Origin of the sequence: Streptomyces sp. TRM70350, assembly GCF_019219825.1 — a bacterium.
GTDB lineage: Bacteria > Actinomycetota > Actinomycetes > Streptomycetales > Streptomycetaceae > Streptomyces.
This window is the reverse complement of record NZ_JAHUXH010000048.1, coordinates 12,850-33,678: the sequence shown is the minus strand read 5'-3', so window position 1 is coordinate 33,678 and position 20,829 is coordinate 12,850. Positions and strand designations below refer to the sequence as shown.

25 protein-coding genes and 3 pseudogenes are annotated in these 20,829 nt (G+C 69.4%); 12 read left to right on the top strand and 16 right to left on the bottom strand.

Annotated elements, in window-relative coordinates:
• A partial coding sequence (locus KWI83_RS36020; RefSeq protein ID WP_218518581.1) for a hypothetical protein occupies window positions 1-290 on the top strand: 290 nt, incomplete at its 5' end.
• 113 nt (window positions 291-403) lie between these two features.
• Here KWI83_RS36020 and KWI83_RS36015 read toward each other — a convergent pair.
• The gene (locus tag KWI83_RS36015; protein WP_218518580.1) at window positions 404-1,159 is read right to left on the bottom strand and encodes a protein kinase; all 756 of its coding nucleotides are present in this window, start codon (window positions 1,157-1,159) and stop codon (window positions 404-406) included.
• Between KWI83_RS36015 and KWI83_RS36010 the strand changes: the two genes are divergently transcribed.
• Complete coding sequence (locus tag KWI83_RS36010; RefSeq protein ID WP_218518579.1) at window positions 1,128-1,721, top strand: hypothetical protein; 594 nt, start codon at window positions 1,128-1,130, stop codon at window positions 1,719-1,721. The genes KWI83_RS36015 and KWI83_RS36010 overlap by 32 nt on opposite strands.
• On the opposite strand, the gene KWI83_RS36005 is transcribed toward KWI83_RS36010, so the two are convergent.
• Complete coding sequence (locus KWI83_RS36005; protein WP_218518578.1) at window positions 1,699-2,145, bottom strand: phosphoribosyltransferase; 447 nt, start codon at window positions 2,143-2,145, stop codon at window positions 1,699-1,701. The genes KWI83_RS36010 and KWI83_RS36005 overlap by 23 nt on opposite strands.
• A gap of 260 nt (window positions 2,146-2,405) precedes the next feature.
• On the opposite strand from KWI83_RS36005, the gene KWI83_RS36000 reads away from it, so the two are divergent.
• Complete coding sequence (locus KWI83_RS36000) at window positions 2,406-2,615, top strand: hypothetical protein (RefSeq protein WP_218518577.1); 210 nt, start codon at window positions 2,406-2,408, stop codon at window positions 2,613-2,615.
• Here KWI83_RS36000 and KWI83_RS35995 read toward each other — a convergent pair.
• From KWI83_RS35995 to KWI83_RS35975, 5 genes are all read right to left on the bottom strand, one after another.
• Window positions 2,601-3,779, bottom strand: coding sequence for a caspase family protein (locus KWI83_RS35995; RefSeq protein ID WP_218518576.1), 1,179 nt, complete (start codon window positions 3,777-3,779; stop codon window positions 2,601-2,603). The genes KWI83_RS36000 and KWI83_RS35995 overlap by 15 nt on opposite strands.
• Window positions 3,776-4,135 carry a hypothetical protein gene (locus tag KWI83_RS35990; protein WP_218518575.1) on the bottom strand — a complete coding sequence of 120 codons (360 nt, stop codon included), beginning with the start codon at window positions 4,133-4,135 and terminating at the stop codon, window positions 3,776-3,778. Before KWI83_RS35990 ends, KWI83_RS35995 begins: the two co-directional genes overlap by 4 nt.
• A 139-nt stretch (window positions 4,136-4,274) precedes the next feature.
• Complete coding sequence (locus KWI83_RS35985; protein WP_218518574.1) at window positions 4,275-4,907, bottom strand: DUF6000 family protein; 633 nt, start codon at window positions 4,905-4,907, stop codon at window positions 4,275-4,277.
• Window positions 4,908-4,910: 3 nt separating this feature from the next.
• Window positions 4,911-5,642, bottom strand: a complete 732-nt coding sequence (locus KWI83_RS35980) for a HEAT repeat domain-containing protein (RefSeq protein ID WP_218518573.1) — start codon at window positions 5,640-5,642, stop codon at window positions 4,911-4,913.
• A complete protein-coding gene (locus KWI83_RS35975) occupies window positions 5,639-6,025 on the bottom strand; it encodes a CPCC family cysteine-rich protein (protein ID WP_218518572.1) in 387 nt (128 codons plus the stop codon). Before KWI83_RS35975 ends, KWI83_RS35980 begins: the two co-directional genes overlap by 4 nt.
• A gap of 406 nt (window positions 6,026-6,431) precedes the next feature.
• Between KWI83_RS35975 and KWI83_RS35970 the strand changes: the two genes are divergently transcribed.
• Together KWI83_RS35970 and KWI83_RS35965 are read left to right on the top strand one after the other, a co-directional pair.
• A complete protein-coding gene (locus KWI83_RS35970; protein WP_218518571.1) occupies window positions 6,432-6,716 on the top strand; it encodes a type II toxin-antitoxin system Phd/YefM family antitoxin in 285 nt (94 codons plus the stop codon).
• Entirely contained in the window at window positions 6,713-6,967 is a 255-nt protein-coding gene (locus tag KWI83_RS35965) for a Txe/YoeB family addiction module toxin (RefSeq protein ID WP_218518570.1), read from the top strand. The genes KWI83_RS35970 and KWI83_RS35965 overlap by 4 nt, the downstream gene beginning before the upstream one ends.
• 146 nt (window positions 6,968-7,113) lie before the next feature.
• Here the strand turns inward: KWI83_RS35965 and KWI83_RS35960 are convergent, their stop codons facing one another.
• On the bottom strand, window positions 7,114-7,266 hold the full coding sequence (locus KWI83_RS35960) for a hypothetical protein (protein ID WP_218518569.1): 153 nt from the start codon (window positions 7,264-7,266) through the stop codon (window positions 7,114-7,116).
• Between the two features lie 348 nt (window positions 7,267-7,614).
• Between KWI83_RS35960 and KWI83_RS35955 the strand changes: the two genes are divergently transcribed.
• The 3 genes from KWI83_RS35955 to KWI83_RS35945 all read left to right on the top strand — a co-directional run bounded on the left by KWI83_RS35955 (window position 7,615) and on the right by KWI83_RS35945 (window position 11,019).
• Window positions 7,615-9,813 (top strand): DEAD/DEAH box helicase, encoded by a 2,199-nt coding sequence (locus KWI83_RS35955; RefSeq protein ID WP_218518586.1) that lies wholly within the window; start codon window positions 7,615-7,617, stop codon window positions 9,811-9,813.
• A gap of 240 nt (window positions 9,814-10,053) precedes the next feature.
• Complete coding sequence (locus tag KWI83_RS35950) at window positions 10,054-10,251, top strand: hypothetical protein (protein WP_218518568.1); 198 nt, start codon at window positions 10,054-10,056, stop codon at window positions 10,249-10,251.
• A gap of 48 nt (window positions 10,252-10,299) precedes the next feature.
• Window positions 10,300-11,019 carry an NAD(P)H-binding protein gene (locus KWI83_RS35945; RefSeq protein ID WP_256363282.1) on the top strand — a complete coding sequence of 240 codons (720 nt, stop codon included), beginning with the start codon at window positions 10,300-10,302 and terminating at the stop codon, window positions 11,017-11,019.
• Window positions 11,020-11,171: 152 nt separating this feature from the next.
• On the opposite strand, the gene KWI83_RS35940 is transcribed toward KWI83_RS35945, so the two are convergent.
• The 6 genes and pseudogenes from KWI83_RS35940 to KWI83_RS35915 form a co-directional block, all read right to left on the bottom strand.
• A complete protein-coding gene (locus KWI83_RS35940; protein WP_218518567.1) occupies window positions 11,172-11,747 on the bottom strand; it encodes a hypothetical protein in 576 nt (191 codons plus the stop codon).
• Entirely contained in the window at window positions 11,744-13,138 is a 1,395-nt protein-coding gene (locus KWI83_RS35935; RefSeq protein ID WP_218518566.1) for a hypothetical protein, read from the bottom strand. The genes KWI83_RS35940 and KWI83_RS35935 overlap by 4 nt, the downstream gene beginning before the upstream one ends.
• The gene (locus tag KWI83_RS35930) at window positions 13,135-13,944 is read right to left on the bottom strand and encodes an ABC transporter ATP-binding protein (RefSeq protein ID WP_218518565.1); all 810 of its coding nucleotides are present in this window, start codon (window positions 13,942-13,944) and stop codon (window positions 13,135-13,137) included. The genes KWI83_RS35935 and KWI83_RS35930 overlap by 4 nt, the downstream gene beginning before the upstream one ends.
• Window positions 13,945-13,964: 20 nt before the next feature.
• Window positions 13,965-14,783, bottom strand: coding sequence for a zf-HC2 domain-containing protein (locus tag KWI83_RS35925; RefSeq protein WP_218518564.1), 819 nt, complete (start codon window positions 14,781-14,783; stop codon window positions 13,965-13,967).
• Window positions 14,780-15,340 carry an RNA polymerase sigma factor gene (locus KWI83_RS35920; protein ID WP_308122369.1) on the bottom strand — a complete coding sequence of 187 codons (561 nt, stop codon included), beginning with the start codon at window positions 15,338-15,340 and terminating at the stop codon, window positions 14,780-14,782. The genes KWI83_RS35925 and KWI83_RS35920 overlap by 4 nt, the downstream gene beginning before the upstream one ends.
• 122 nt (window positions 15,341-15,462) lie before the next feature.
• Window positions 15,463-15,708: pseudogene (locus tag KWI83_RS35915) on the bottom strand (aldo/keto reductase); the annotation flags it as partial.
• On the opposite strand from KWI83_RS35915, the gene KWI83_RS35910 reads away from it, so the two are divergent.
• The 3 genes from KWI83_RS35910 (at window position 15,661) to KWI83_RS35900 (ending at window position 17,788) form a co-directional block, all read left to right on the top strand.
• Complete coding sequence (locus tag KWI83_RS35910) at window positions 15,661-16,179, top strand: hypothetical protein (RefSeq protein WP_256363290.1); 519 nt, start codon at window positions 15,661-15,663, stop codon at window positions 16,177-16,179. The pseudogene KWI83_RS35915 and the gene KWI83_RS35910 sit on opposite strands and share 48 nt — an antisense overlap.
• Before the next feature lie 132 nt (window positions 16,180-16,311).
• A complete protein-coding gene (locus KWI83_RS35905; protein WP_218518563.1) occupies window positions 16,312-16,740 on the top strand; it encodes an NfeD family protein in 429 nt (142 codons plus the stop codon).
• A 4-nt stretch (window positions 16,741-16,744) separates the two neighbouring features.
• Complete coding sequence (locus KWI83_RS35900; RefSeq protein WP_218518562.1) at window positions 16,745-17,788, top strand: SPFH domain-containing protein; 1,044 nt, start codon at window positions 16,745-16,747, stop codon at window positions 17,786-17,788.
• A gap of 659 nt (window positions 17,789-18,447) precedes the next feature.
• On the opposite strand, the gene KWI83_RS35895 is transcribed toward KWI83_RS35900, so the two are convergent.
• Window positions 18,448-19,467 carry a DUF5954 family protein gene (locus tag KWI83_RS35895; RefSeq protein WP_218518583.1) on the bottom strand — a complete coding sequence of 340 codons (1,020 nt, stop codon included), beginning with the start codon at window positions 19,465-19,467 and terminating at the stop codon, window positions 18,448-18,450.
• An 87-nt stretch (window positions 19,468-19,554) separates the two neighbouring features.
• Window positions 19,555-20,395: pseudogene (locus KWI83_RS40525) on the bottom strand (LysR substrate-binding domain-containing protein); the annotation flags it as partial.
• On the opposite strand from KWI83_RS40525, the pseudogene KWI83_RS35885 reads away from it, so the two are divergent.
• Window positions 20,312-20,719: pseudogene (locus KWI83_RS35885) on the top strand (SDR family oxidoreductase); the annotation flags it as partial. The pseudogenes KWI83_RS40525 and KWI83_RS35885 overlap by 84 nt on opposite strands.
• Window positions 20,720-20,829: the final 110 nt, after the last annotated feature.

The following is a 20,829-nucleotide window of genomic DNA, read 5'->3' as shown; positions in this document are numbered from 1 at the left end:
TCACCCAGCTGTACGACCGCTACATCGACACGGACGAAGACTTTCCACCATCACCACATATCGCCAAGTACGTAGCCGCGCTCCTGGCGCGATGGGTGGATCTCACGGAGGACGAGGAAGACACCTCTCCGTGGTCGACCGGGCCGTTGATCGGTGAGGCGGCCGGCCCGTTGATCTACTTCCCAATGCGGTACAGCATGGCCGAGGAGGCTTCGGTCTACGCTGCAGACCTTGCGGCATCGATGGGGCTTGTCTGCTTCGACCCGCAGCTTCGGCTGCTGAGGCCGTGACTGCTTCCGCCCGTAAGCGTGTGTAGCTTGGCGGGGAGGCATCCAGTAACCCGCTCACTCGTGCGGGTGGGCGGGACAGCACGGTATGGAATTCTGCGGTCCTCGGTGCCGTGCTAGACGTTGCGAAGCACAGTGCGCAATGCGGCAGGAAGGCTGTCTCGTTGGACTCCGCTCTTCTCGTGCTGGCGTGCTCGCCGGCCTGTCTCGTGGCGCACCTCGACGCTGTAGCGGCCGCGTGCGTCCTGCACCGCGCAGACCGAGACTGCCTTCGCCGTGTTGGTGGCGCCCCCTTCAAAGCACTGGTCGTGACCGTCGTGGGGTGTGACGCGGCGCCAAGGTCTGTGAGGGCGTGAACATTGAGCGAGTTGGTTTGCGAGAGCTTGCGCGCTGCTAGGACGAGTAACTGGATCGAGGGAGAGTCCTCGTTCAACGACGTTGCCGAGGCCCTGGGAGACATACGGGGCGACATCGCGCAGTTTGTCGAACTGGCCGTGGAGAATTCGCTCCCTGCAGGCGTTTCGTCCCAGGGTTATCGGCCCGTTCGGGTACTGCCCGGACAGGAGGTAGAACATGGTGGCAGCTAGCGAGTAGACGTCAGAGGCCACTGAGCACTTGCCTGTACTCAGTACCTCTGGAGCTACGGTGGCGTATGTTCCGTTCGCGGCGGTATAGCCGTCGGCATCCATCCGCGCGGCAAAACCGAGATCTCCCAGCAGGACGTTATTGCCGGTGTCCACGAACACGTTGCCTGGTTTGACGTCGCGATGCAGTAGGCCGGCGGCGTGGACGCGCTCAAGTCCGTGTCCGAGCTGCTGTCCCCAGCGCACCGCCTTAGCGATGTCGATACCGAACGGCGCTGAAGCGCTCACTGATGCGGTTCCCGACCTGGTGGTTGCCGACCTGGGCGATGACCGTTCCCGACATGCCCGTCACTCTATAGTGCTGTGCATGGAGGTACTTGGGATCAGCGTGGGCTTTCCAGCGGCAGGGCGAGGTCCTGTAGTTACCTGTGTTGTCGTGGGGGGATCGCAGGGCGAGCCCCAGATTCAGGAGGCTTGTGAGCTTCGAACTGCGGCGCTGGAGGTCATCGACCAGGTTGAAGACCTGGGGCGCATGCTCAGTAGCAAGCTCTCGGCCTTGAATCCCAACGCCGTGGTGATCTGCGTCGCGGACGTTAGCCCCGCCGGGAATCGCAAGGCGGCGCCCCGGCATCGCCTCATGATCGAAGGTGCTCTGGGATACGTGTGCCGCGATCACAAGATCCAGCAGGTTGTGTACCGCAACGGTAAGGAAGTCGGCGAGGCGCTTGGCCTGAGCAAGGCGGATGCGCTCGCACGTGGTAAGGCGCTGGACTCTAAGCGATCGGCGGCGGCAGCTGCGGCCCTCACGGCTTTGCCCGCTGTATCTACTACAGACCCGAATCTGTCGTAGAAGAAGCGCGGGTAGGCGGTCGTTCTCCGAGGACGTCCAACGCATCTACGCCGCAGTCTTCGGCCTGGGCTGCAACCGCGGTCAGTTGATGGAGGACGACTGCGTGGATACGTCGTGCTCCGCGGCTGCGGGCGTGGCGGGCGGCCTGCGCCACCGTGGTGCCGCTGGCAAGGTTGACGTCCACGATCAGTACGTTCTGTGAGGCTACGGCTGCCTGCGAGGACAAGCTGACCAAGTCGCTGCACGAAGATAGGAGCGCGCCGACCAAGCGCTCGGCAACGGGGCTGGCGGCAAGGACCGCTTGGGCGCCGCACTGGCGCGCGACAGTGATCACTTGCTCGGTGGCGTTGCGTAGTGCACCCGGATCGGTTAGGCGCTCGATGTTGTTGTGAGCCGTGTCCACCGCGTCCAGCAGGTCGCTCATCGGTACACCCCCATAGGAACGCTGGTCTTCGGTATGTGCAGTCTTGATGGGCAACGGCGGCGTGCCAATACCGACGCTGATTCCGTTACCAACGACACTGCCTTCGGCCGCTGTGCGCGGCAAGCCGAACGGCAACCCATCACCCGCCCAGTTCTGCAGGGACCAGAATCAGCCGGACGCAGCCGTTTGCCCTCTCCCCAGGACGGACGCTGCCAAACTGTCGAAGGAACGGAAGGAAGCGTTGTCGGGGGGAGAGCGCGGTGGCGCAGAAGAGCGACAAGCCCTACTACCGGGCAGGACACTGGGTGCGGCCGCCGGCCGCCAAGCAGATGAAGAAGCCTGCGACGGGCCTTGTGATTACGGCGGCGTTGCTGGCTATTGCTGCCTGGAACACGGTCTTCGGTGATGACAGCGAGGCACCTGTTCCGGCTCCGCAGCAGGCGTCTCCGACTGCCTCAGCTACTCCCTGAACGGTGATCTCGACTGCGACCGTTTCGCCGGGACACTCTTCCGGTCAACCGCTGCAATACGGTGGGCTTCTGGTTCTGGCGCGGTTGCGGGACGGTGAGCGGTGCGGCGTCGGTCGTCGTATCCGCCAGCAACCGCATCCAGACGGCATGCCACTCAGCGACCTGCGGATCCGGCACGCCACAGGCGGACAGATACGCCGCTGTGGTGGGCCAGGTCTTGGGCAGGCTCTCGCGGTTCAAGAGCCTGCTGACGGTACCGGGCGAGATGCGCCCACCGGAACGTTGACTGACCATCTGATGGGTGAGACCGCTCGTCACACGAACATCGGCCAACGACTTGAAGAAACCCTTGACAGTGCGGATTCCCGAGGGACTCGGCCAGGAGCGCCCTGTGGCTGGCTCCCCGTCGGCAGAAGGGGTGGTCGCGGTTGTCGGCAGGCAGGCCAGGTTGCGGCCGAGAGCGAGTCGGGCCCCGGTGTTCCTGTCTCTCGCCTGTGGGTCGGGGCGCCCCTTAGCCGCCAGCCTGATCCGCAAGTGCCGGTACAGCGCTCCAAAGTCGATCAGCTCAGGCCCATTGGGGATGCCCGTCTGAAGCGTGTCGAGGAGCTCGCCGGTGAACGCGGTGAAGGTCTCGTCCGGCGGGGCGAGTGCTTGGCGTGTTTCTGCAGCAGCGGCCAGCAGGAATGTTCCCTCCACGGCCGCCTGATCGGCCAGATCTGATGGGCCGCTCATCGTCCCGAGGGCCAGACCGCTGTAGCAGCAGTCGAGGACAACGACACATCGATCGGCCCGGCCGTTCAGGAGAGCCTGCCGTATCCACCGATAGGGCAGTCCGGTCTCCACGCGTTGCTGCTTGGACTGCGGCATGGCCAGATAGAGGTCCCCTTCGGGGTCGACCAGCCCATGACCGGCGAAGTAGATCAGCACGGTGTCGCGCGCTTGCTCGGCTGCGGCTCGCACTGCGGCCATGGTCATCTCTGCAGTCGTGGGGTTGGAGAGGATCGTGCAATGCTCCTGCGGCAGGGTCCAAGAGGTGGGTCCGGTCAGCGCCTCGGCCAGAGCGGTCAGGTTGTTGGACACAGCCGGCAGCGACTCCAGGTGGTCGTAGTGGCTGGTGCCGATCAGCACGGCTCGGGTCGCGCCGGGGTCGGGCAACACACTCATGTCCCAGGTGCCTCATCCTCGGTCGAGGTCTCAAGGGCACGAATGACACGTTCGATCTCGGCATCGCTGCCCTGGGTAAGAACGATCACGGTGTCACCCCGCCTGATCTCGATCCGCGGGTCCTGGGGCCTGGTTCGCTTCCAGGCGGCCAGTGCCACCACGAAGGAGGCAGCGCTCCATCCGTTGTCAGTCACCAGTTGGATGACGTCCAGCAAACCGCCCATGTGCCCTGGCTCGGGAGGCTGCTCCTGGAGTGTCAAGGAGGATGACCTGCGAATCTCTCTGTCTGCCCCCAGCCACTGGTGCAGTGAACGCAGCTCGTCTGCCTCGGCCCCTACCCGCACGTCGATGCGCATGGTTCCCCCTGTCTCCGCGTGTCGGCGGTCTTCCGCATTTCCATCGTCGGGCAGAACCGGCTTTCTGGTGTGCGTTTGGCTTGTTCACGCCCCCACCTGGTGGGAACTAGGGGCCTGGATCCGGTGATTGCGCCGCGACCTACAGGCGTCGCCAGCCGTTGGCGAACTCGCACTGGAGGTCTGTCGAGTGGCGCCGCTCGACGGGGGTGTATGCGGGGTGGCCGCGGAGGTGGGCCAGGGCATTGACCCACTGGTCCCAGAGACCGTCAGGCTGGGTGAAGCGGTCCGCATGGTGGGTGCCGAGGTGGGCGTCGAGGCGGAGGAGGGCGCCGAGGGCTGCGGGCTGGTCGTAGCGGAGGTCGGTGCGGGGGAGGTAATGGTCGAGGTAGGCGGTGAGGATCTCGGCGTCCGCGTGGGTGCCGAAGCGGGCCAGGGCGAAGCAGTAGGCGCTACCGGAGAAGCAGACCTCGCTGGCCAGGAGCAGGTCGCCGATGCGTTCGCGGAACCGATCGCGGCGGTCGACGCCGATCAGCCATGCGGCGGTGAGGCGCGAGCGCCACTCGTAGCCAAGGAGGGCTTCCAACTCGGCATCGGTGATCGTGGCCGCGTCGTCGATGAGGTGATGGGCGAAACGTTCGCCGTGAGGCCACTCGGGCCGCAGGAATCGACCACTTTTCAGGACGAGGTAGCGCGCGTGGCCCGAGTCCTTCCTTGCCGCGTAGCGCTCGATCACGTAGCCGTAGCCGACCTCCTCGGGGTGTTGGAACGGCATCGGTCACCTCTCCGGGTGCAGGTCGGTACGGTCGATCCAGGTGGGGGCGACGAAGATGTTGTCGCCGGCGGGGGCTTCGGAGGCTTCCAGCAGGGACCAGGTGCGGGACTCTTCGACCAGGTGCTCCCAGGGCGCGGTCCAGTCGAGTTCCCAGTCCAGGCCGGGGCCGGAGACGCCGTACGTGCCGCCGGCGTCCACCCGCCAGAACTGGGAGTAGAGGATCACCTGGGCGTGGTCGGCCAGGTCGTTGATGATCTCGGTGAAGTGGGCCGAGGGCCAGCCCGGGGCGTCGTCCGCAGCGGTGGCTCGTAGGTGGGCAGTAAGCGGTGGGACGACGGGGGTGCGTGCGCCGAGTTCGGTCAGGGCCCAGCAGATGCCGACGGGCTCGGTCCAGTCCGGTGGGGTCGCCCGTTCCAGGCAGGCGAGGTAGGCGCGGCGCAGGGGCTCGATGGCGCCGTCGATCTCCAGGCTCGCCAGGGCCATGGCCGCCCATTCGCGGACGGTCGGGTTGTCGCTGTCCAGTAGGCCGATGAGAGCGGGGCCGCAACGGGGATCGCCCACCTCCTCGAAGACCTCGATGGCGGTCAGCTGACCGAAGCCGCCGAGGGAGGGCAGGCCGTTGATGACGGCGGGTATGGCGTCGGCGCCGATCCAGATCAGCTCCGCGCGGGCGTCGTAGGACTCGTCGGCCTTGCCGTCGAGCTGCTGGACGAGTGTCTCGATGTGGGAGGTCATGACGCGGAGTGGTCCCGGCGCCAAAAGGTGGGCAGCCACCAGCAGAGCACCGAGTGGTCGTCGGGCCACGGGGCGCGGTCCTCGGCTGCCCAGTCCTCGAAGGAGTCGCGCGTCAGGTCGATAGGGCGCCAGGCGGGGTCGAGCGGCTCGTCCTCGGCCGGCGGGCGGACGTACTGGCGGCCGTGCTGGTCGCAGGCGCCGAAGTCCTGGTAGTTCCGCTGGGCCTCTATTAGGGAGACCTTGTTCGCGCCGCCGGCCATGGTGGGCCAGCGGAACTGGACCCCGTCGTCCTCCCAGAAGCAGACGGGGCAGATCTCGTACGAGCCGGGCATCGCGTCCAGCACGCGGTGCCCGCAGCAGGGGCAGGGGTAGGAGTCGCTCACCCGCGCAGTCTCGTTGCAGGTCCCGCCGGGGTGCCATGGGTTTCTCTGCCTTCCGGGCACCCGGGCAGTCCGCAGCCAGTCCGCAGGACACCCGTAAATAGCCGTCGGGAGCCAACGCATGCCAACCAGGAAAGCCCAGGTCAGAGCCCTGGATGGGGCTCCGCCGCAGGTCAGGATCAGACCGCAGGCATTCCGCTTCAACGTGTGAGCGAGTGCCGAAACATCACGTTGGCAGCCTGACAACTTGCAGGTCAGATGGGGTCGGCTCCTCCGGGAGTCGGCCCCCTGCTGTTTCCCGCGCTGAGTTGGTGCTGGGTTTCCTGATGGGTCGCCACGCAATTGGTTCTGATGTAGGCGGCTGAGAGTGGTACGTTATTCGGTACCACTTGATGTAGGGAGCCAGCCCATGTCGATAACCGCGAGCGAAGCCCGCAAGGCTCTCTTTCCGCTGATCAAGAAGGTCAACGACGATCACGAGGCCATCGAGATCGTCTCCAAGCACGGCAACGCTGTACTCATCTCGGCTGAGGACTACGCGGCTCTGCGGGAGGGCTCGTATCTGCTGCGCTCTCCGGCGAACGCTCGCCGGTTGCTCAAGGCATACGAGAACGCCCTGGCCAACATCAACGTGTCTGAGCGAGAGCTGATCGACCCTGACTCGCCGGATGCGGCACATGAGGGTGCTGCGTGAGGCTCGTCTTTGAGGATCAGGGCCGGGAGGACTACACGTCCTGGCTCAAGAATGATCGCAAGGTGCTGGCTCGGATCAACAAGCTCATCGAGGACGTCAAGCGTGACCCCTTCACGGGGATCGGCAAGCCCGAGCCGCTGAAGTACCACTTGCCTGGGGCATGGTCGCGACGAATCGACGATGAGCACCGCCTCGTATACCTGGTGACGGACAAGGAGATCGTCATCCTCGCGGCTCGTTACCACTACTGACCGCTCAGGTAGCAGCGATCTCCTTCTTCATTGCCTCGATCTGCTCACAATGGTGCTCGGCTGCGTCGTCGGTGACATGTCGCGTCTTCGGTCTCCAGTAAATGCTGGATCTGAACTGGATTGGCCCTACTGAGCGATGCCTTTTGTCAGCGGCACAGTTCCTCGACCAGGTGGCGGAGCCGGTCACCGTCGAGGGGGACGCGGTGGGCGAGGAGGTTGCGGGCCTCGCGCAGGATACGCAGCCGACGACGCTCGGCGGGGATGAGGGCGATGGTGCCGTCGCAGTGGGCGCCCCACATCGTTCATGGCTCAACCGTAGCGAGCCGACGAGGAGCGGGCCACGAGATCGTCAACGGGAAGAGTGCATGAATTCCACTGCGTCGCTGACCTGGGGAAATAGGCTCCTCACGTGAAATGCGGTGGGCAAAGCCGCCGTTTTCCTCCGTGGCGGCCCAGAAAACGAGGCCGCCCGACACCGCCCGCTTCACACCCGTCGGAGCCGACGAGATCCTCGGCCTGGTCACCACATTGCTGTCGCTGAGCACGGCGGGCGTGGTGGCGAGCCTGGCCACGAGGTACCTGGCCGGTGCCGTCGGGCCGGTGATGCGGTGGGAGGATGCGGGGAGGGCGGAAGAGGGGCGGGAGGCGTGGGGCGGGGCGAGAGGGACACGGTCGCACGGGGAGCGCGACTGTACGAAGCGGTGCAGGCACTGGTCGATGACCACGGCAGGGCGGTCGAGGCGGTCAGGGCGGCACTGGAGCCGATCCACGACGCGGCGGTGAAGCGGGAGCTTGACGCCATCCCTGTCGCCCGGCTGCAGGACGTCACCGAAGGGCGGCTGCGGTTGGGGAGCGTCGAGAAGAACGGGCTGCGCACCGTGGGCAGTGTGCTCGAAGCGGGCCCTTACCGATTGCGGCAGATTCCCGGTGTGGGGCAGCGCACCATCGACCAGATGCTCGCCGCTGCCCGTCGGCTCTCCGAGGCTGTGCACGAGACCGTGGCCGTCCATATCGATGTCGACCGGCCGGAACCGAGCACCACCGCGCTCGTCACAGCCTTGCACGTACTGGTGGAGGCGGGTCCGGACGCTCGTCGTGCGGTCGACAAGGCCGCCGTCCTGTCGAAGCGACTCGGTCCGCTGCTCGCCGATGCCAGGCCCGCCGCCGGGCGGTTCCGGATGCTTCTGGCGGGCCGGGACAAGAAGGCTCGCGCCTTGGCGGCGATCACTGAGGTCCGGTCGCTGGTGGACGAGGCGGAGCAGGCGGGCCTGCGCGAGCTGCTTGCCCAGGCATCGGTGGACCTGCTCCGCGGATCTTCGTCCGACCTTGCGGCGTGGGTGGACTTCGAAGTCCGTTCTGCCGAGTACTACAGCCTGCTGGCCGAGATATCCGGGCGGCTGCCCGAGGCGGCCGCCGCCGAGGGCTTCCTGCCGGATGAGATCGCCGAGCGGGTACGGACCCAACACCTCGACGACGCGCACCGGCGCGTCTCCCTGCGCGGTTACCAGGCGTTCGGCGCGCGGTTCGCACTTGCGCAGCGCAGGGTGATACTCGGCGACGAGATGGGCCTCGGGAAGACCATCCAGGCGATCGCCGTGCTGGCACACCTGGCCGCCGAAGGACAGAGTCACTTCATGGTCGTCTGCCCGGCCAGCGTCCTCGTGAATTGGACGCGGGAGATCGAGGCTCGTAGTGCCCTGCGTGTCATGGTGCTCCACGGCCCTGACCGGCACTACGCGTTCGCCGACTGGAAGGGGCGAGGCGGGGTCGCGGTGACCACGTTCGATGCGCTGCGCGGCTTCCCCGCGCCGGGCGGCGGGGAGGTCGGATTGCTCGTGGTCGACGAAGCGCACTCCGTGAAGAACCCGAACGCCAAGCGGTCCCAGGCGGTCGCCTCGTGGGCGGAACGTTGCGGGCGCACCCTTTTCATGACCGGAACCCCGATGGAGAACAGGGTCGTCGAGTTCCGCAACTTGGTCCGGATGCTTGATGGCGATGTCGCGGACTCCCTCGGAGAGAGCGACGCGTTGGCTGGATCGGTCGCCTTCCGCAAGGCCGTGGCCCCGGTCTACCTGAGGCGCAACCAGGAGGACGTACTGACGGAACTCCCGAGTCTCCAGCAGACCGACGAATGGGAGGAGTTGAGTGCGTCGGACGAGGAGGCGTACCGAGAAGCCGTACGCGCAGGCAACTTCATGGCGATGCGCAGGGCCGCGTACATGCGCCCTGAGAAGTCGGCCAAGCTGGACCGGCTCCGAGAGATCGTTCAGGAGGCCGGCGAGAACGGGCAGAAGACGGTGGTCTTCTCCCATTTCAAGGACGTACTGGGCGCGGTGAGGGAAGCACTCGTGGCCGGAACCATCGACGGCACCGCGGTGCTCGGTCCGCTCACCGGAGGAGTCCCGGCCGGGCGGCGGCAGCAGATGGTGGACGACTTCGCCGACGTCTCGGGCCCCGCGGTGCTCCTGGCCCAGATCCAGGCAGCGGGCATCGGCCTCAACATGCAGGCAGCCTCCGTCGTCGTCATCTGCGAACCCCAGATCAAGCCGACCATCGAACATCAGGCGGTGGCCAGGGTTCACCGTATGGGCCAGGTCAGGCCGGTTCGCGTGTACCGTCTCCTCGCCACCGGAGGCGTAGACGAACGCATGGTGAAGATGCTGGAGGCCAAGGCTCGCCTGTTCGACGCCTACGCCCGTCGCAGCGCCGTGGCCGAAGCCTCTCCGGACGCGGTCGACGTGTCGGACACCGAGCTGGCGCGCCGGATCGTCGAAGAGGAGCAGGCGCGGCTCGGCATGGCGGATGAGAGGCTCACGGCACCGTCGTCGCAGGACCGAACGGCCTGACCAGTCTCGGGGAGCCGGTCTTCGCCGCCCGCGAGAACGCGTAGCGAGGACGACGGCTCCCTGCTCTGTCCCTGTGGTGGAACCACACCACCGCCCAGACATGGCGAGCCGGCCCACGGAGGAGCTTCGTTCGGACCGTGCTGATCCTGTGCTGACCCACTGGCCGACAGGGCGCGTTCTCGCAGGTGAGGGCCTGGACCTGGTGTTCGCCCGCCTGCGGACGCCGGCGCCGTCACCGCGGTGGACCCGGCCTGGGGCCGCCGGGTCTACCTGACCCTTCTGCACGAGGTCCACGACCTGCCCGCCGACTCCCCGGCCCTGCTCTCCGCCGGTACCGGAGACGAGACCGAGGCAAAGGTCAACCTGCTCGTCCGCACCGTGCTCGGCGCGCTGGGCGGCAGCCACGACGCGAGGGCGGCCCTGTCGCTCGGCAGCTGAGTGCCCTTGCCCTCTGCGGGCCTGGAACACCCGAGCGGACTCGGGGCGTTGATCGCTCAGGCGTCGGTCTTGCGACGGAGCCGAAGAGTTGCCCGGAGAGAACGGAGCATCAAGGTGGATGTCTTCATCATCGGCATCACCGGCGGTATCGGTGGTCTGCTTGCGCGGAAACTGCGCTCCCGAGGAGACGCCGTCCACGGGCTGGTGCGCCGAGACGACCAGCAGGCCGAACTCGCAACGCGAGGCGTGAACGCACGAGTCGGCGATCTCTCCGGCATGACGGTGGAACAACTCGCGGCGGCATTCGGTGACGTCGACGTGATCGTCTTCAGTGCCGGATCGAACGGCGGCAGCAGGGAGGTCACGACAGCCATCGACGGAGAGGGGGTCGTCAAAGCGATCGAGGCGGCACGCCTCGCCGGAGTGGAGCGCTTTGTGCTGGTCTCGGTGCTTCCGGAATCATGGCGGGAACGCGACCTCGGAGACGACGTCGAGTACTACTTCGCCGTGAAGAAGGGCGCGGACGTCGCACTCAGCCGCAGCGATCTGAATTGGCTGATCCTCCGTCCATCACTCCTTCTCGACGGTCCGGGGATCGGCACCGTGTCTCTCGGTCCGGCGGAGTTCCACGGCCAGATCACTCGCGACGACGTCGCCGCCACCCTCGCCGAACTGCTCCACGAGCCCCGGATCGGCCGACAGATCCTCGAACTCAACACGGGGTCGACACCCATCGAAGAGGCGGTCCGGGCGAACGTCCGCGCTTGAGCTGAGCCTTCTGGAACGTCCGGTGCTCCTCCCGGAGATCGGGTGTCGGCACGTCAGCCGGCCGGGTCATGGTGGCCAGGGAAGGGGGATGGCCACCACCTTGAACCCGGTGTGGGCAGGGTCGGCGTGTCCCGGTCCGGTGGCCCGGTACGTTACCGCCTCGGTCCCGCGACCGCGTAGGCCGCGGTGCCGGCGACCGTGAGGACCAGGGCCGTCCAGGTGCCCGCTGCCGTGCCGGGTGGCAGCAGCATCCAGGTCGCCACCTGCATCGGCGCACTCGTCGGGGGCGGGGCGAAGAACGAGAACGAGAGCCAGGCGAACGGCAGCGTCCATGCGTACCGGCCGCCCGAGAGCGCCGCGCCCAGGGCGACCAGTCCCATCAGGCCCGCGCCGTCCCGGACGACGAACGCGGTGGTGGCCATGTCCTCGCCCAGTGTCTGCACGGTCAGCAGCACCGTGCCGACGACCGCGCCCGCGAGCAGCACGTGCGCCGCTCTGCGCGGCACCCAGCTGATCGCGGCCGTCCGGTCCAGCGCGAGGTCCTGCCCGCCGAGCCCGACCGAGGCTGCCATCGCCCCCGCAGCGAGGACGAGCGCGGGCAGCCGCGGGTCACCGGGCCCCGCGTCCCCGTCCCGGGCGAGTGCCCACCCCGCCACCGCGCTGATCACCACCGCGGCGAGTGACGCGGGTACCTGACGCGAGCGCGCGTACAGCGTCAGCCATCTCACCGGGACGCGTCGCCGTTCAGCGCGTCGTACACGTCGCCCTTGCAGGAGAGCGCGGCGGCGCGCATCGCGTTGATCCGCGAGAGCTGTTCGGCCCGCGGCAGCGCCTTGAGTTCCTTCCACAGCGGGCGGGCGTCGGCGTCGACCTCGCGGCCCGGAATCGCTGACTGCGTGCCGGGCAGCGACCTGAGGTCCCCGAGGACCCAGCCCACCGCGACGGTCTGCGCGACGCCGTCCCCCGAACCGCTCCAGCCGACGGGGGTGCACCCCGGCACCATGCCCTTGGCGATCAGGGCCCGGGTCAGCTCCTCGCCCTTCGCGGCGGCGATGAGGTCGTCGTCGAAGTCGAACAGCACGGTCTTGCGGGACCACTGCGGCGTGGAGCCTTCCGGCAGTACGGTGGCGTTCTCCCGGACCGAGACCGGCGCCTGGCTGCCCAGGGCGCCATGCAGCAGGCGCAGCGCCTCCTTACCGGGACCCGCGAGGTCGGCGAGTCGCGCCTGCTGCGTCTTCGTGACGCACACCGGACCGTCGCACACCAGCTCCGCGGCGGCCTCGTCGACGACGTACATCCGTCGCGGATCGGCGGGAAGGACGAGCAGAGCGATCACCGCGCCCGCCAGGACGGGCGTCAGGGCCAGCAGCCGGGCGCGGGGGGTCGCGGCGACCAGCAGCGCGAAGCCGGTCGCGGCCATGGTGAGCAGCCAGACCGTCTGCCCGACGTGCACGGAGGCGGAGAGCGTGACGAGTACGTCGCGCACCTCCTGCACCGCCGGTGACAGCAGGGAGACCCGGTTCGGCTCCGTGCCCGGGAGCCCCGTCGCCGTGGTCGTCTCCGTCCGGCCCCACGACATCTGCATGAGGGCCGTGAACACGAAGGCGCCCATGGCCAGCGCGGGCGGGGTGAGCACGGACGGCAGGGCCCGCCCGGCCCCCATGCCCAGCACGGCCCCCGCGACGAGAGAGAGTGCCCCTACCAGCGAGATGGGCAGCCACCCGAGGTGCGTGTACGCGGTGTTGGCGACCACCTGGACCGCGCCCACGAGGACGAGGAGCGCATAGGCCGAGGCCAGCGTGATCGCCGTCGCGCCCGCCAACGTGGCCGCGCGGTGCCGGGCGGGCCGCGGCGTGCTCGTCAGCAGCTCGTACATCTTCGAACGGTGGTCGCGCAGGCCCTGCAGCGCCCCGAGCCCCACGGCGAGCGGCCACAGGTAGAACAGCAGGGCGCGGGTCCACAGGGCCATGGACGTCCACTGGGCCGTCCACGCCGTGGTGCCCGTCCACCACGACCCGGGAATCAGGTACAGGAACGCCAGCGCCGTCGTCAGGACCACGGCGCCGACCCACGGCGCGACGGAGCGCCTCAGCTCGATACGCAGGACACGGACGTTCACCAGGTGCCCCTTCCCTGCTCGGGGCCCTGCAGCAGCGCCGAGTAGCCGCGCTCCAGCGGGCTGTCGCCCACGTGTTCGGGACCGCCCGCCGCGGCCAACTCCTCCGGGGTGCCCTGGAAGACCAGCCGGCCCTCGGCGAGCAGCACCACGTCGGTGCAGGCGGCGGCCACGTCCTCCACCAGATGCGTCGAGACCACCACGCAGGTGTCCGTCCCCAACTCCTGGAGCAGCTCGCGGAACCGCAGCCGCTGCGCCGGGTCAAGGCCGACCGTCGGCTCGTCCAGCAGCAGGATCGACGGGTCGTTGACGATGGCCTGGGCGATGCCCACCCGCCGCACCATGCCGCCCGACAGGGCCTTCATCCGCTCGTCGGCGCGGTCAGCCAGGCCGACCCGCTCCACGGCGCGCTGGACCGCCGCGGGGATGTCCGCCTTGGGCACCTCCTTCAGCCACGCCATGTACTCGACGAACTCGCGCACCGTGAAGCGCCTGTAGTAGCCGAACTCCTGCGGCAGATAGCCGACCCGGCGGCGCAGCGCCCGGTGCTCGCCCAGGCCGCCCGCGGACTCGCCGAGCAGCTCCAGGGTGCCCTCGGTGGGGCGCAGCACGGTGGCCAGTGTCCGGACGAGGGTGGTCTTGCCCGCTCCGTTGGGGCCGAGCAGGCCGTGTACGCCGGTGCCCAGCGACAGGTCGAGCCCGTCGACGGCCATGCGGTTTCTGCTGACCGCGACCTTCAGGCCGGTGGCCCGGATCTCCCAGGCATAGGGCGTCGGCGCGATGTCGGCCGCGCTCACCACGGACGTCATGGGATGGTCCTTTCCGATGTTCAACGATGGGCTCCCAGCTCGGCGTACGCGCCCCTGCGAGCGATCACGACACCGGTGCCGAGCGCGAGGATCAGTCCCCACACGGGCAGGCCGGGGGTCTGCAGGGCGAAGGTCGTACGGCTCGTGGCCAGGGTCGGTGCCACGACCGCGGCGGCCCACACGGCCACCAGCGAGGCGGCGGCGCGGGTCACGCCGACGACACCGCCGAGCGCCAAGGTCGCGGAGGTGAAGGCCAGGCAGGGCAGCAGCCACTGAGCCACCATCACCCCCGTCACCCATCCGCCCACCAGCAGCGCGGGGACGACCACGGCAAGCACGGACGTGGTGCGCCGCAGCACCAGATGAAGCCCGGCCCTCGGCACGGAGGCCGTCAGCTCGTACGCCGGATCAAGTCCGCGCGACCACGATGCCGCGACGCCGAGCACGGGCAGGACCGGGGCGAGCAGCAGCACCAGCGACACCTCTCCGGAGCCGGGGCCGAGCAGGTCCAGCAGCAGTGCGAGCAGCGTCACGCTCACGGCCATGGCCAGCCATGGCACCATCACCGGCGTCATCCACCCCGACAGCCGCGACGACCAGCGCCGTCGGCGCGGCATCGTGACGGTGGCGGCCAGTTGGCGTTCGAGGCCGGACCACACGGTGTCGACCAATGTCGCCACGGCGGGGGCCTCGGCCCCGACGGCGGCCGACAGCCGGTCGCGGCAGACCCCGCACGCCTCCAGGTGGGCCTCCAGGGCCCACACCTCGTCGGCGGCGAGGTCCGTGTCGCCGCGCGCGTAACCGTCGATGATCCGCATCGACGCGTGTTCCACGCTCATGCCAGCGCCTCCCGCATCGCGATCCGGGCCCGGCGGGCACGGGTCTTGACCGTGCCCTCGGGCAGCCCGAGCAGGACCGCGGTCTCCCGGACGGACAGCCCGTCGAGCACCATGGCCTGCAGTACCTGCCTGAGCTCCGGCGCGAGGCGCCGCAGCGCGTCGCCGACGTCACCGCCGACGGTCGCCGCGAGCGCTTCCTCCTCGGCGGCGGGCACCACCGGCCGCAAGGCCGCCGCGGGCGGCGGCTCCGCGTGGTGGGCCCGGCGCCGGAACGCGTCGACCAGGCGGCGTGCCGCGATCGTCCACAGCCAGCCGACGGCCGTCCCCCCGGCCGCGGCCCCGGCGAACGCGCCCGCCGCGCGCCACACCGCCAGATACGTCTCCTGCATGACCTCGGCGACGATCTGCTCGTCCGCGCAGCGGCGGCGCAGCCGCACCGCCATCCACGGCGACGTACGCCGGTACAACTCCTCGAACGCCGCGCGGTCCCCTCGGGCCACCAGCCGGAGGAGACGCTCCTCGTCCAGCTCGTGCAGCGCTGTCCTGGCTGATCTCACACCCGCTAGACGCCCGAGGCGGCCCGCGGGTTTTCCCCCCAACGTGATCCCCGCCACACGTGGGGAGATCCGTGGGTTCGTGTGGTCAACCACGCCATGACTCGGATGCCGACGGCATTCGATCAGCGGCGCCGCTGCGACGGGTCGAGCAGCGCGGGCGGGGTGTCGTTCTTCTCGTGTGCGGCGAGGTCGGTGCCCGGGGCGACGATGGCGTCGATCGCGTCGAGTACGTCGGCGGAGAGCGTGATGTCCGCGGCGGCGAGCCGCGCGTGCAGGTGGTCCAGCGTGCGCGGGCCGACGAGCGCGCTGGTCACGCCGGGGTGCGCGGTCACGAAGCCGAGGGCGAGCTGGATCATCGTCAGGCCGGCGCCGGCCTGCGCACGCTCGTCAAGGCCGGCCACCGCGACGCTCTGGCGCTGCTCGGCTACGACCCCGCCGTGTCCGTCCAGGTCGCCGGCCCCGACGTCCGGACCCCCGAAGTGCACCTCGGTGAGCACCTGACCTTCGGCTACGCGGTCACCAACACCGGCCGGAGCAGCGTCCGCGTCGTCATCGACTACGTCATCCACCACCGCAAGGCGAACGGCGGCCTCACCCCCAAGGTCTTCAAACTCACCACCCGCGACCTCGCTCCGGGGGAGCGCTGGTCGGGCGTCCGCCGCCACTCCCTCCGGGTGCTCAGCACACGCCGATACCACTCCGGCACCCACGTCGTGCAGCTCCAGATCAACGGGCGGCCTCACGGCTCCGGAGACTTCACCCTTCGCGTCCCACCGAAAGCGGCCCCGGCCGGTCCGGGCCAGGCTCTCGACCACCATGCCGAGGGGGCAGGACGATGAGCGGCGCAGGCGGTGGTGCCTCCGCTCGCGAGGCGGAGGCTTCGTTCCCAGGGGTATCGCGGATGCCCCTTGTCGGGGTCCAATGGGAGGAGTCAGCCCTTTCGCACCCGCTCCGGTGAGAAGAGGCACGCAATGGATCCATGGCTGATCTGGTTGATCGTCGCAGCCGTATTGGCGGTGGCGGAGATCCTGACCCTTACTGCTGCGCTCGGAATGCTGAGTGCGGCCGCCTTGGTCACGGCGGGGTCCGCCGCGATCGGGCTGCCGCTGCCCTTCCAGTTCTTGGTGTTCACCATCGTCGCCACAGTCACCCTGGTGTTCGTGCGCCCCATTGCGGTGCGTCACGTACTCCAGCCTCCGGTGCGATTCGGCACAGACGCACTGGTCGGCAAGGGTGCGTACGTCGTGTCGGAGGTGACGGGCCTGGGCGGCAGGATCCGCATCGACGGCGAGGAGTGGACGGCTCGCGCCTACGACGAGACGCTGGTGATTCCTCCTGGAAAGACCGTCGACGTCATAGAGATCAACGGCGCCACCGCGATCGTCTACCCCAGGGACTGAAGACATGGAGATATCGGCTCTTCTCATTGCCGGTCTGATCGTCGCACTGATCGCGGTTTTCACCGTGGTGCGGGCGGTCCGTATCGTGCCCCAGGCGCGCGCTCGTAATGTCGAGCGGCTCGGCCGCTATCACCGGACCCTGAATCCCGGCCTCAACCTCGTCATTCCTTACATCGACCGCGTTCATCCGGTGATCGATCTGCGTGAACAGGTCGTTTCCTTCAAACCGCAGCCGGTCATCACCGAGGACAATCTGGTCGTCGAGATCGACACGGTCCTGTACTTCCAGGTCACCGACCCGCGAGCCGCGTTCTACGAGATCGCGAATTTCCTTCAGGCGGTCGAGCAGCTCACCGTCACCACTCTGCGCAATGTCGTCGGGTCCATGGATCTGGAAAAGACCCTCACTTCGCGGGACACCATCAACAGCCAGCTCCGTGGCGTGCTCGACGAGGCCACCGGCAAGTGGGGGCTGAGGGTGAACCGGGTGGAGATCAAGGCCATCGACCCTCCGCAGTCCATCAAGGACGCGATGCAGAAGCAGATGCGGGCCGAGCGGGACAAGCGGGCCGCGATTCTCGGGGCCGAGGGGCAGCGCCAGTCGCAGATCCTCACCGCCGAAGGCGACAAGCAGGCCGCCGTCCTGCGCGCGGAGGGCAACCGCACCGCTGCGATCCTCCAGGCCGAGGGCCAGTCCCGGGCCATCGACGAGGTGTTCCAGGCCGTGCATCGCAACGACCCGGATCCCAAGCTGCTCGCCTACCAGTACCTCCAGATGCTCCCCCAGCTCGCGCAGGGCCCGGGCAGCACGTTCTGGGTGATCCCCAGCGAAATGACCTCCGCTCTCCAGGGCGTGTCCCGCGCCTTCAGCGAGGTGCTGCCGCAGTCGCCGGCCACCCGCGAGAAGCCCTCGGACGACATGGCGGCCCAGGCCGCCAACGACACGGCCCAGGCCGCGGAGGCCGCTGCCGCCGCCCTCGCCGACGCGGCCAAGGCCGACCGCGTCGCCCCCGAGGCCCTCCCGTCCGACCCCAATGGCCGTGGGTGACGCATCGCTGACTGGGACGTGATCGCCCGGCAGCCGAGGGCAGGGAGAGGCACTCACGGGTGCGAGCGGCCAAGGCCTGCCCCGGACGACAGGGCACCCGCCCACCGGCCGACCCGGAAGAAAGGCCCCTCGGACGAAGAAAGGCCCCTCGGACCGGTGGGCCCGCGAGGGAGGCACGGGGAGCCCTCGACCCGTGACGTCGTGAACGTCGACCTGGGAGAGGACCCACTTGATGCGGGGCCGCTCTGCCGGTGGTCGCGGCGCAAGCGGCGCGCGGGCGGACTCGATCTCTTCGCGGGTGGGTCTCGCCGTTGCCGGTCTCGAAGTCGGCGACGCACTCCCGGACCTTGGGATCGTCCGCCGGCAGCGACGCCGCACCCATGACGCCCGCGCCCTGCGGAGCCAGGTTCCCCGTTCGGCCCAGCCGTGGGTGGCCACCTTGCTGCGGACGGTCGTCGAGCAGCCCGACGCCGAGGCCGTGAGGGCCCGGATGCGCCACGTCCTGGCATCATCCCGGCCAGGGCGCCGCGGCGCGCGGCCGGAGGCGTGCGGCAGGGCGGCTCCCCTGGAGCTCGCGGCGGTGAGTGAGGCGCAGTTCGGTCTCGTGCGCGGGCGCGGCACCGCACCGACGCCACCCGCAGGGAAGCTCTCCGGCCCTCTCAGTCGTCGTGGCGCACCCTCCCGTCCTCCGTCATCGTCGGGTGGATCTTCGAGGGGCCGTACGCGTCCTGGTCCGAGGGGCGGGGTGGTTCGGGGCCGTCGGGGCCGAGGCGGAGCAGGCGTTCGATGCGGATGATGACGTATTCGGTGTCGGCCACCTGGATTCTGTTGACGCGCCGTGAGGACTTGAGCGCCTGAGCCGCTCGGGCGTACTCCGCTCGCTTGCGGTCGTCGAAATGGTGCAGCAGTGGCCAGAACTCGGTCATGCCGTCGTAGAGGAGACGGCGTGCGGCATGCGGGGTGGGCATCAGCGCGCCCCGGGGTTCCCATTCCCCGCCGTGGCGTTCGGCCACCCCGAAGCCCACGGGGAGCAGGGCGATGTCGGGATGGGTGGTGACCGCCCGGAGGGAGTGTTCGCGTACGGCGGTGGGGAAGCGGGCGCCCGTGTAGGCGAACTCCCTCAGGCCCAGTCTGAGGGCGGCCCGTGCCATGCTGGTGTCCTCGGGGCGCGGGTCGAGGACGAAGCCGAGGTCGGGGGAGGGGGCGGAGTCCCGGTCGTCCCAGGAGGGTGTCGCCGGTTCGCGGTCCGTCGGGCGCGGCGGTTCCAGGCCCTCCGCGCCGACGCGGGTGAACTCGTCTCCGCGTACGACCCGGTAGCGCACGCCGAGCACCTCCAGCCCGTCGACCGGCTCGCGCTCCAAGAGGGCCACCGCCGCCAGCAGTTCACGGCGTACGGCGGGGTCGTCCGTGTCGTCCTTGGCCCGGAACCAGAAGGAGGAGTTCAGGCTGTCCCGGGCCTCCTGGGGCGTGCCGTCGGTCACCGGCCGCACCACCCGCCAGTGCGGCCCGGTTCGAGGGTCCTGCACCGCGACGCCGAAGACCGGACCGCGCAGGGCGATCAGCGGGTACCGGCGGGTCGCGTCGAGCGCGTCGGTCTCGGTCACCCACGCGGCGGGGTCGTCGCGCCGTAAGAACGCCGTGTGAACCTCGTCCCGTTGTCGCTTCTGGTCATCGTTCATGTACCATTGTGGCGGGTGGGGTGGCGGGCCGGGGATCGGGCGGCTTTCAACCGGCGGAAGTGTTGGGCCGGTTGGCCGACGCATTCCGGCCACCCGTCGACCGGCCTCCGCATGTTCCCGCACCAGCGGCCGCTGACCGGCCTCCCGGTACCGGCTCGGCCCGACCCCGCGCACCGGCCGCGTGACCACACCCCCGAGGCTGATCAGCGGCCGTTCCCCGTCGCGACCAGGCAGACACCGAGGCCGGGCGACGAGTGCCTCGTACGTCTCCTCCGTGCTCGCGATCTCCGCACCGATCCGCGGTGGCCGCCCACCCCGCGCGCCCAGCGCGAGCCAGTGGTCGCGCAGCGGCCCGGCGCTCTGCGGCAGCGCCGGGAACGGCTCGTCGAGCAGGTCCGTGAAGTCGACCTCGGGGCGGGGCGCGAGCGGGTGGGCCTCGGGGGACGGGGACCAGGCGCGGCTCCTTTGCGAGCACCGTCCACGCGTACCGCTCGGCGTCGGGCAGCGGCAGCCAGACGAGGGCGACGTCCGCATCGCCGCCGTTGAGGCCCGCGGTCGGGTCCTCCCAGCTGACGTGCCGCAGCGGTACGGACGCCTCCGGGCGGGCCGCGTGAAGCGGGAGCGGATGGCGGGCAGCAGGCCCGCGCGGCCGGGCTGGTGCTCATGCCCACCCGCAGGGTGGTGCGCCGGGCCGCCCTGACCCGGGCCAGGGCCTGCCCGCATCCCAGGCTTCGAGCACCCGCCGGGCGTGCGGCAGCAGTGCCTCGCCCGCCTCGGTGAGGGCCACGCTGTGCGGCCGCGCCGGAACAGCTCCACGCCTCAGTCGGCGCTCCATCGCCCGGATCTGCTTGCTCGGCGCGGGCTGGGAGACGTACAGCCGCTCGGCGGCGCGGCGCTGGACGAGCTGGTCGCCGCCCACCCCGACCAGACGGAGGCGCTACGGCTGGACGTCACCGGCATCCTCGCCGTCGACACCGCCGTACGCGACGTCGTCGCCCGGCACGGACGGATCGACGTCCTCGTCAACAACGCGGGCCGCACCCACGTCGGCGCCTTCGAGGAGACGGCCGACGACGAACTGCGCGCCCTGTTCGACCTGCACGTCCTGGGACCGGCAGCCCTGGTTGCGCGCCGTGCTGCCGCACATGCGCGGGCGGGGTCGGGCGCGAAGGTGAGCCGGACGCGCGCGTACGTCTCCGGCGGCGACGGCACCCAGGCCGGTGACCCGGCGAAGGCGGCGGCGCTCACTCGGGACACCGCCTTCGTCGAGTGAGCGACCGGCCGGGCCCTCCCGGAGCGGATTCGGCTCCGGGAGGGCCTTGACGCGTCGTCATGTCGGCCGTATGGCGGTCCGGTTACATC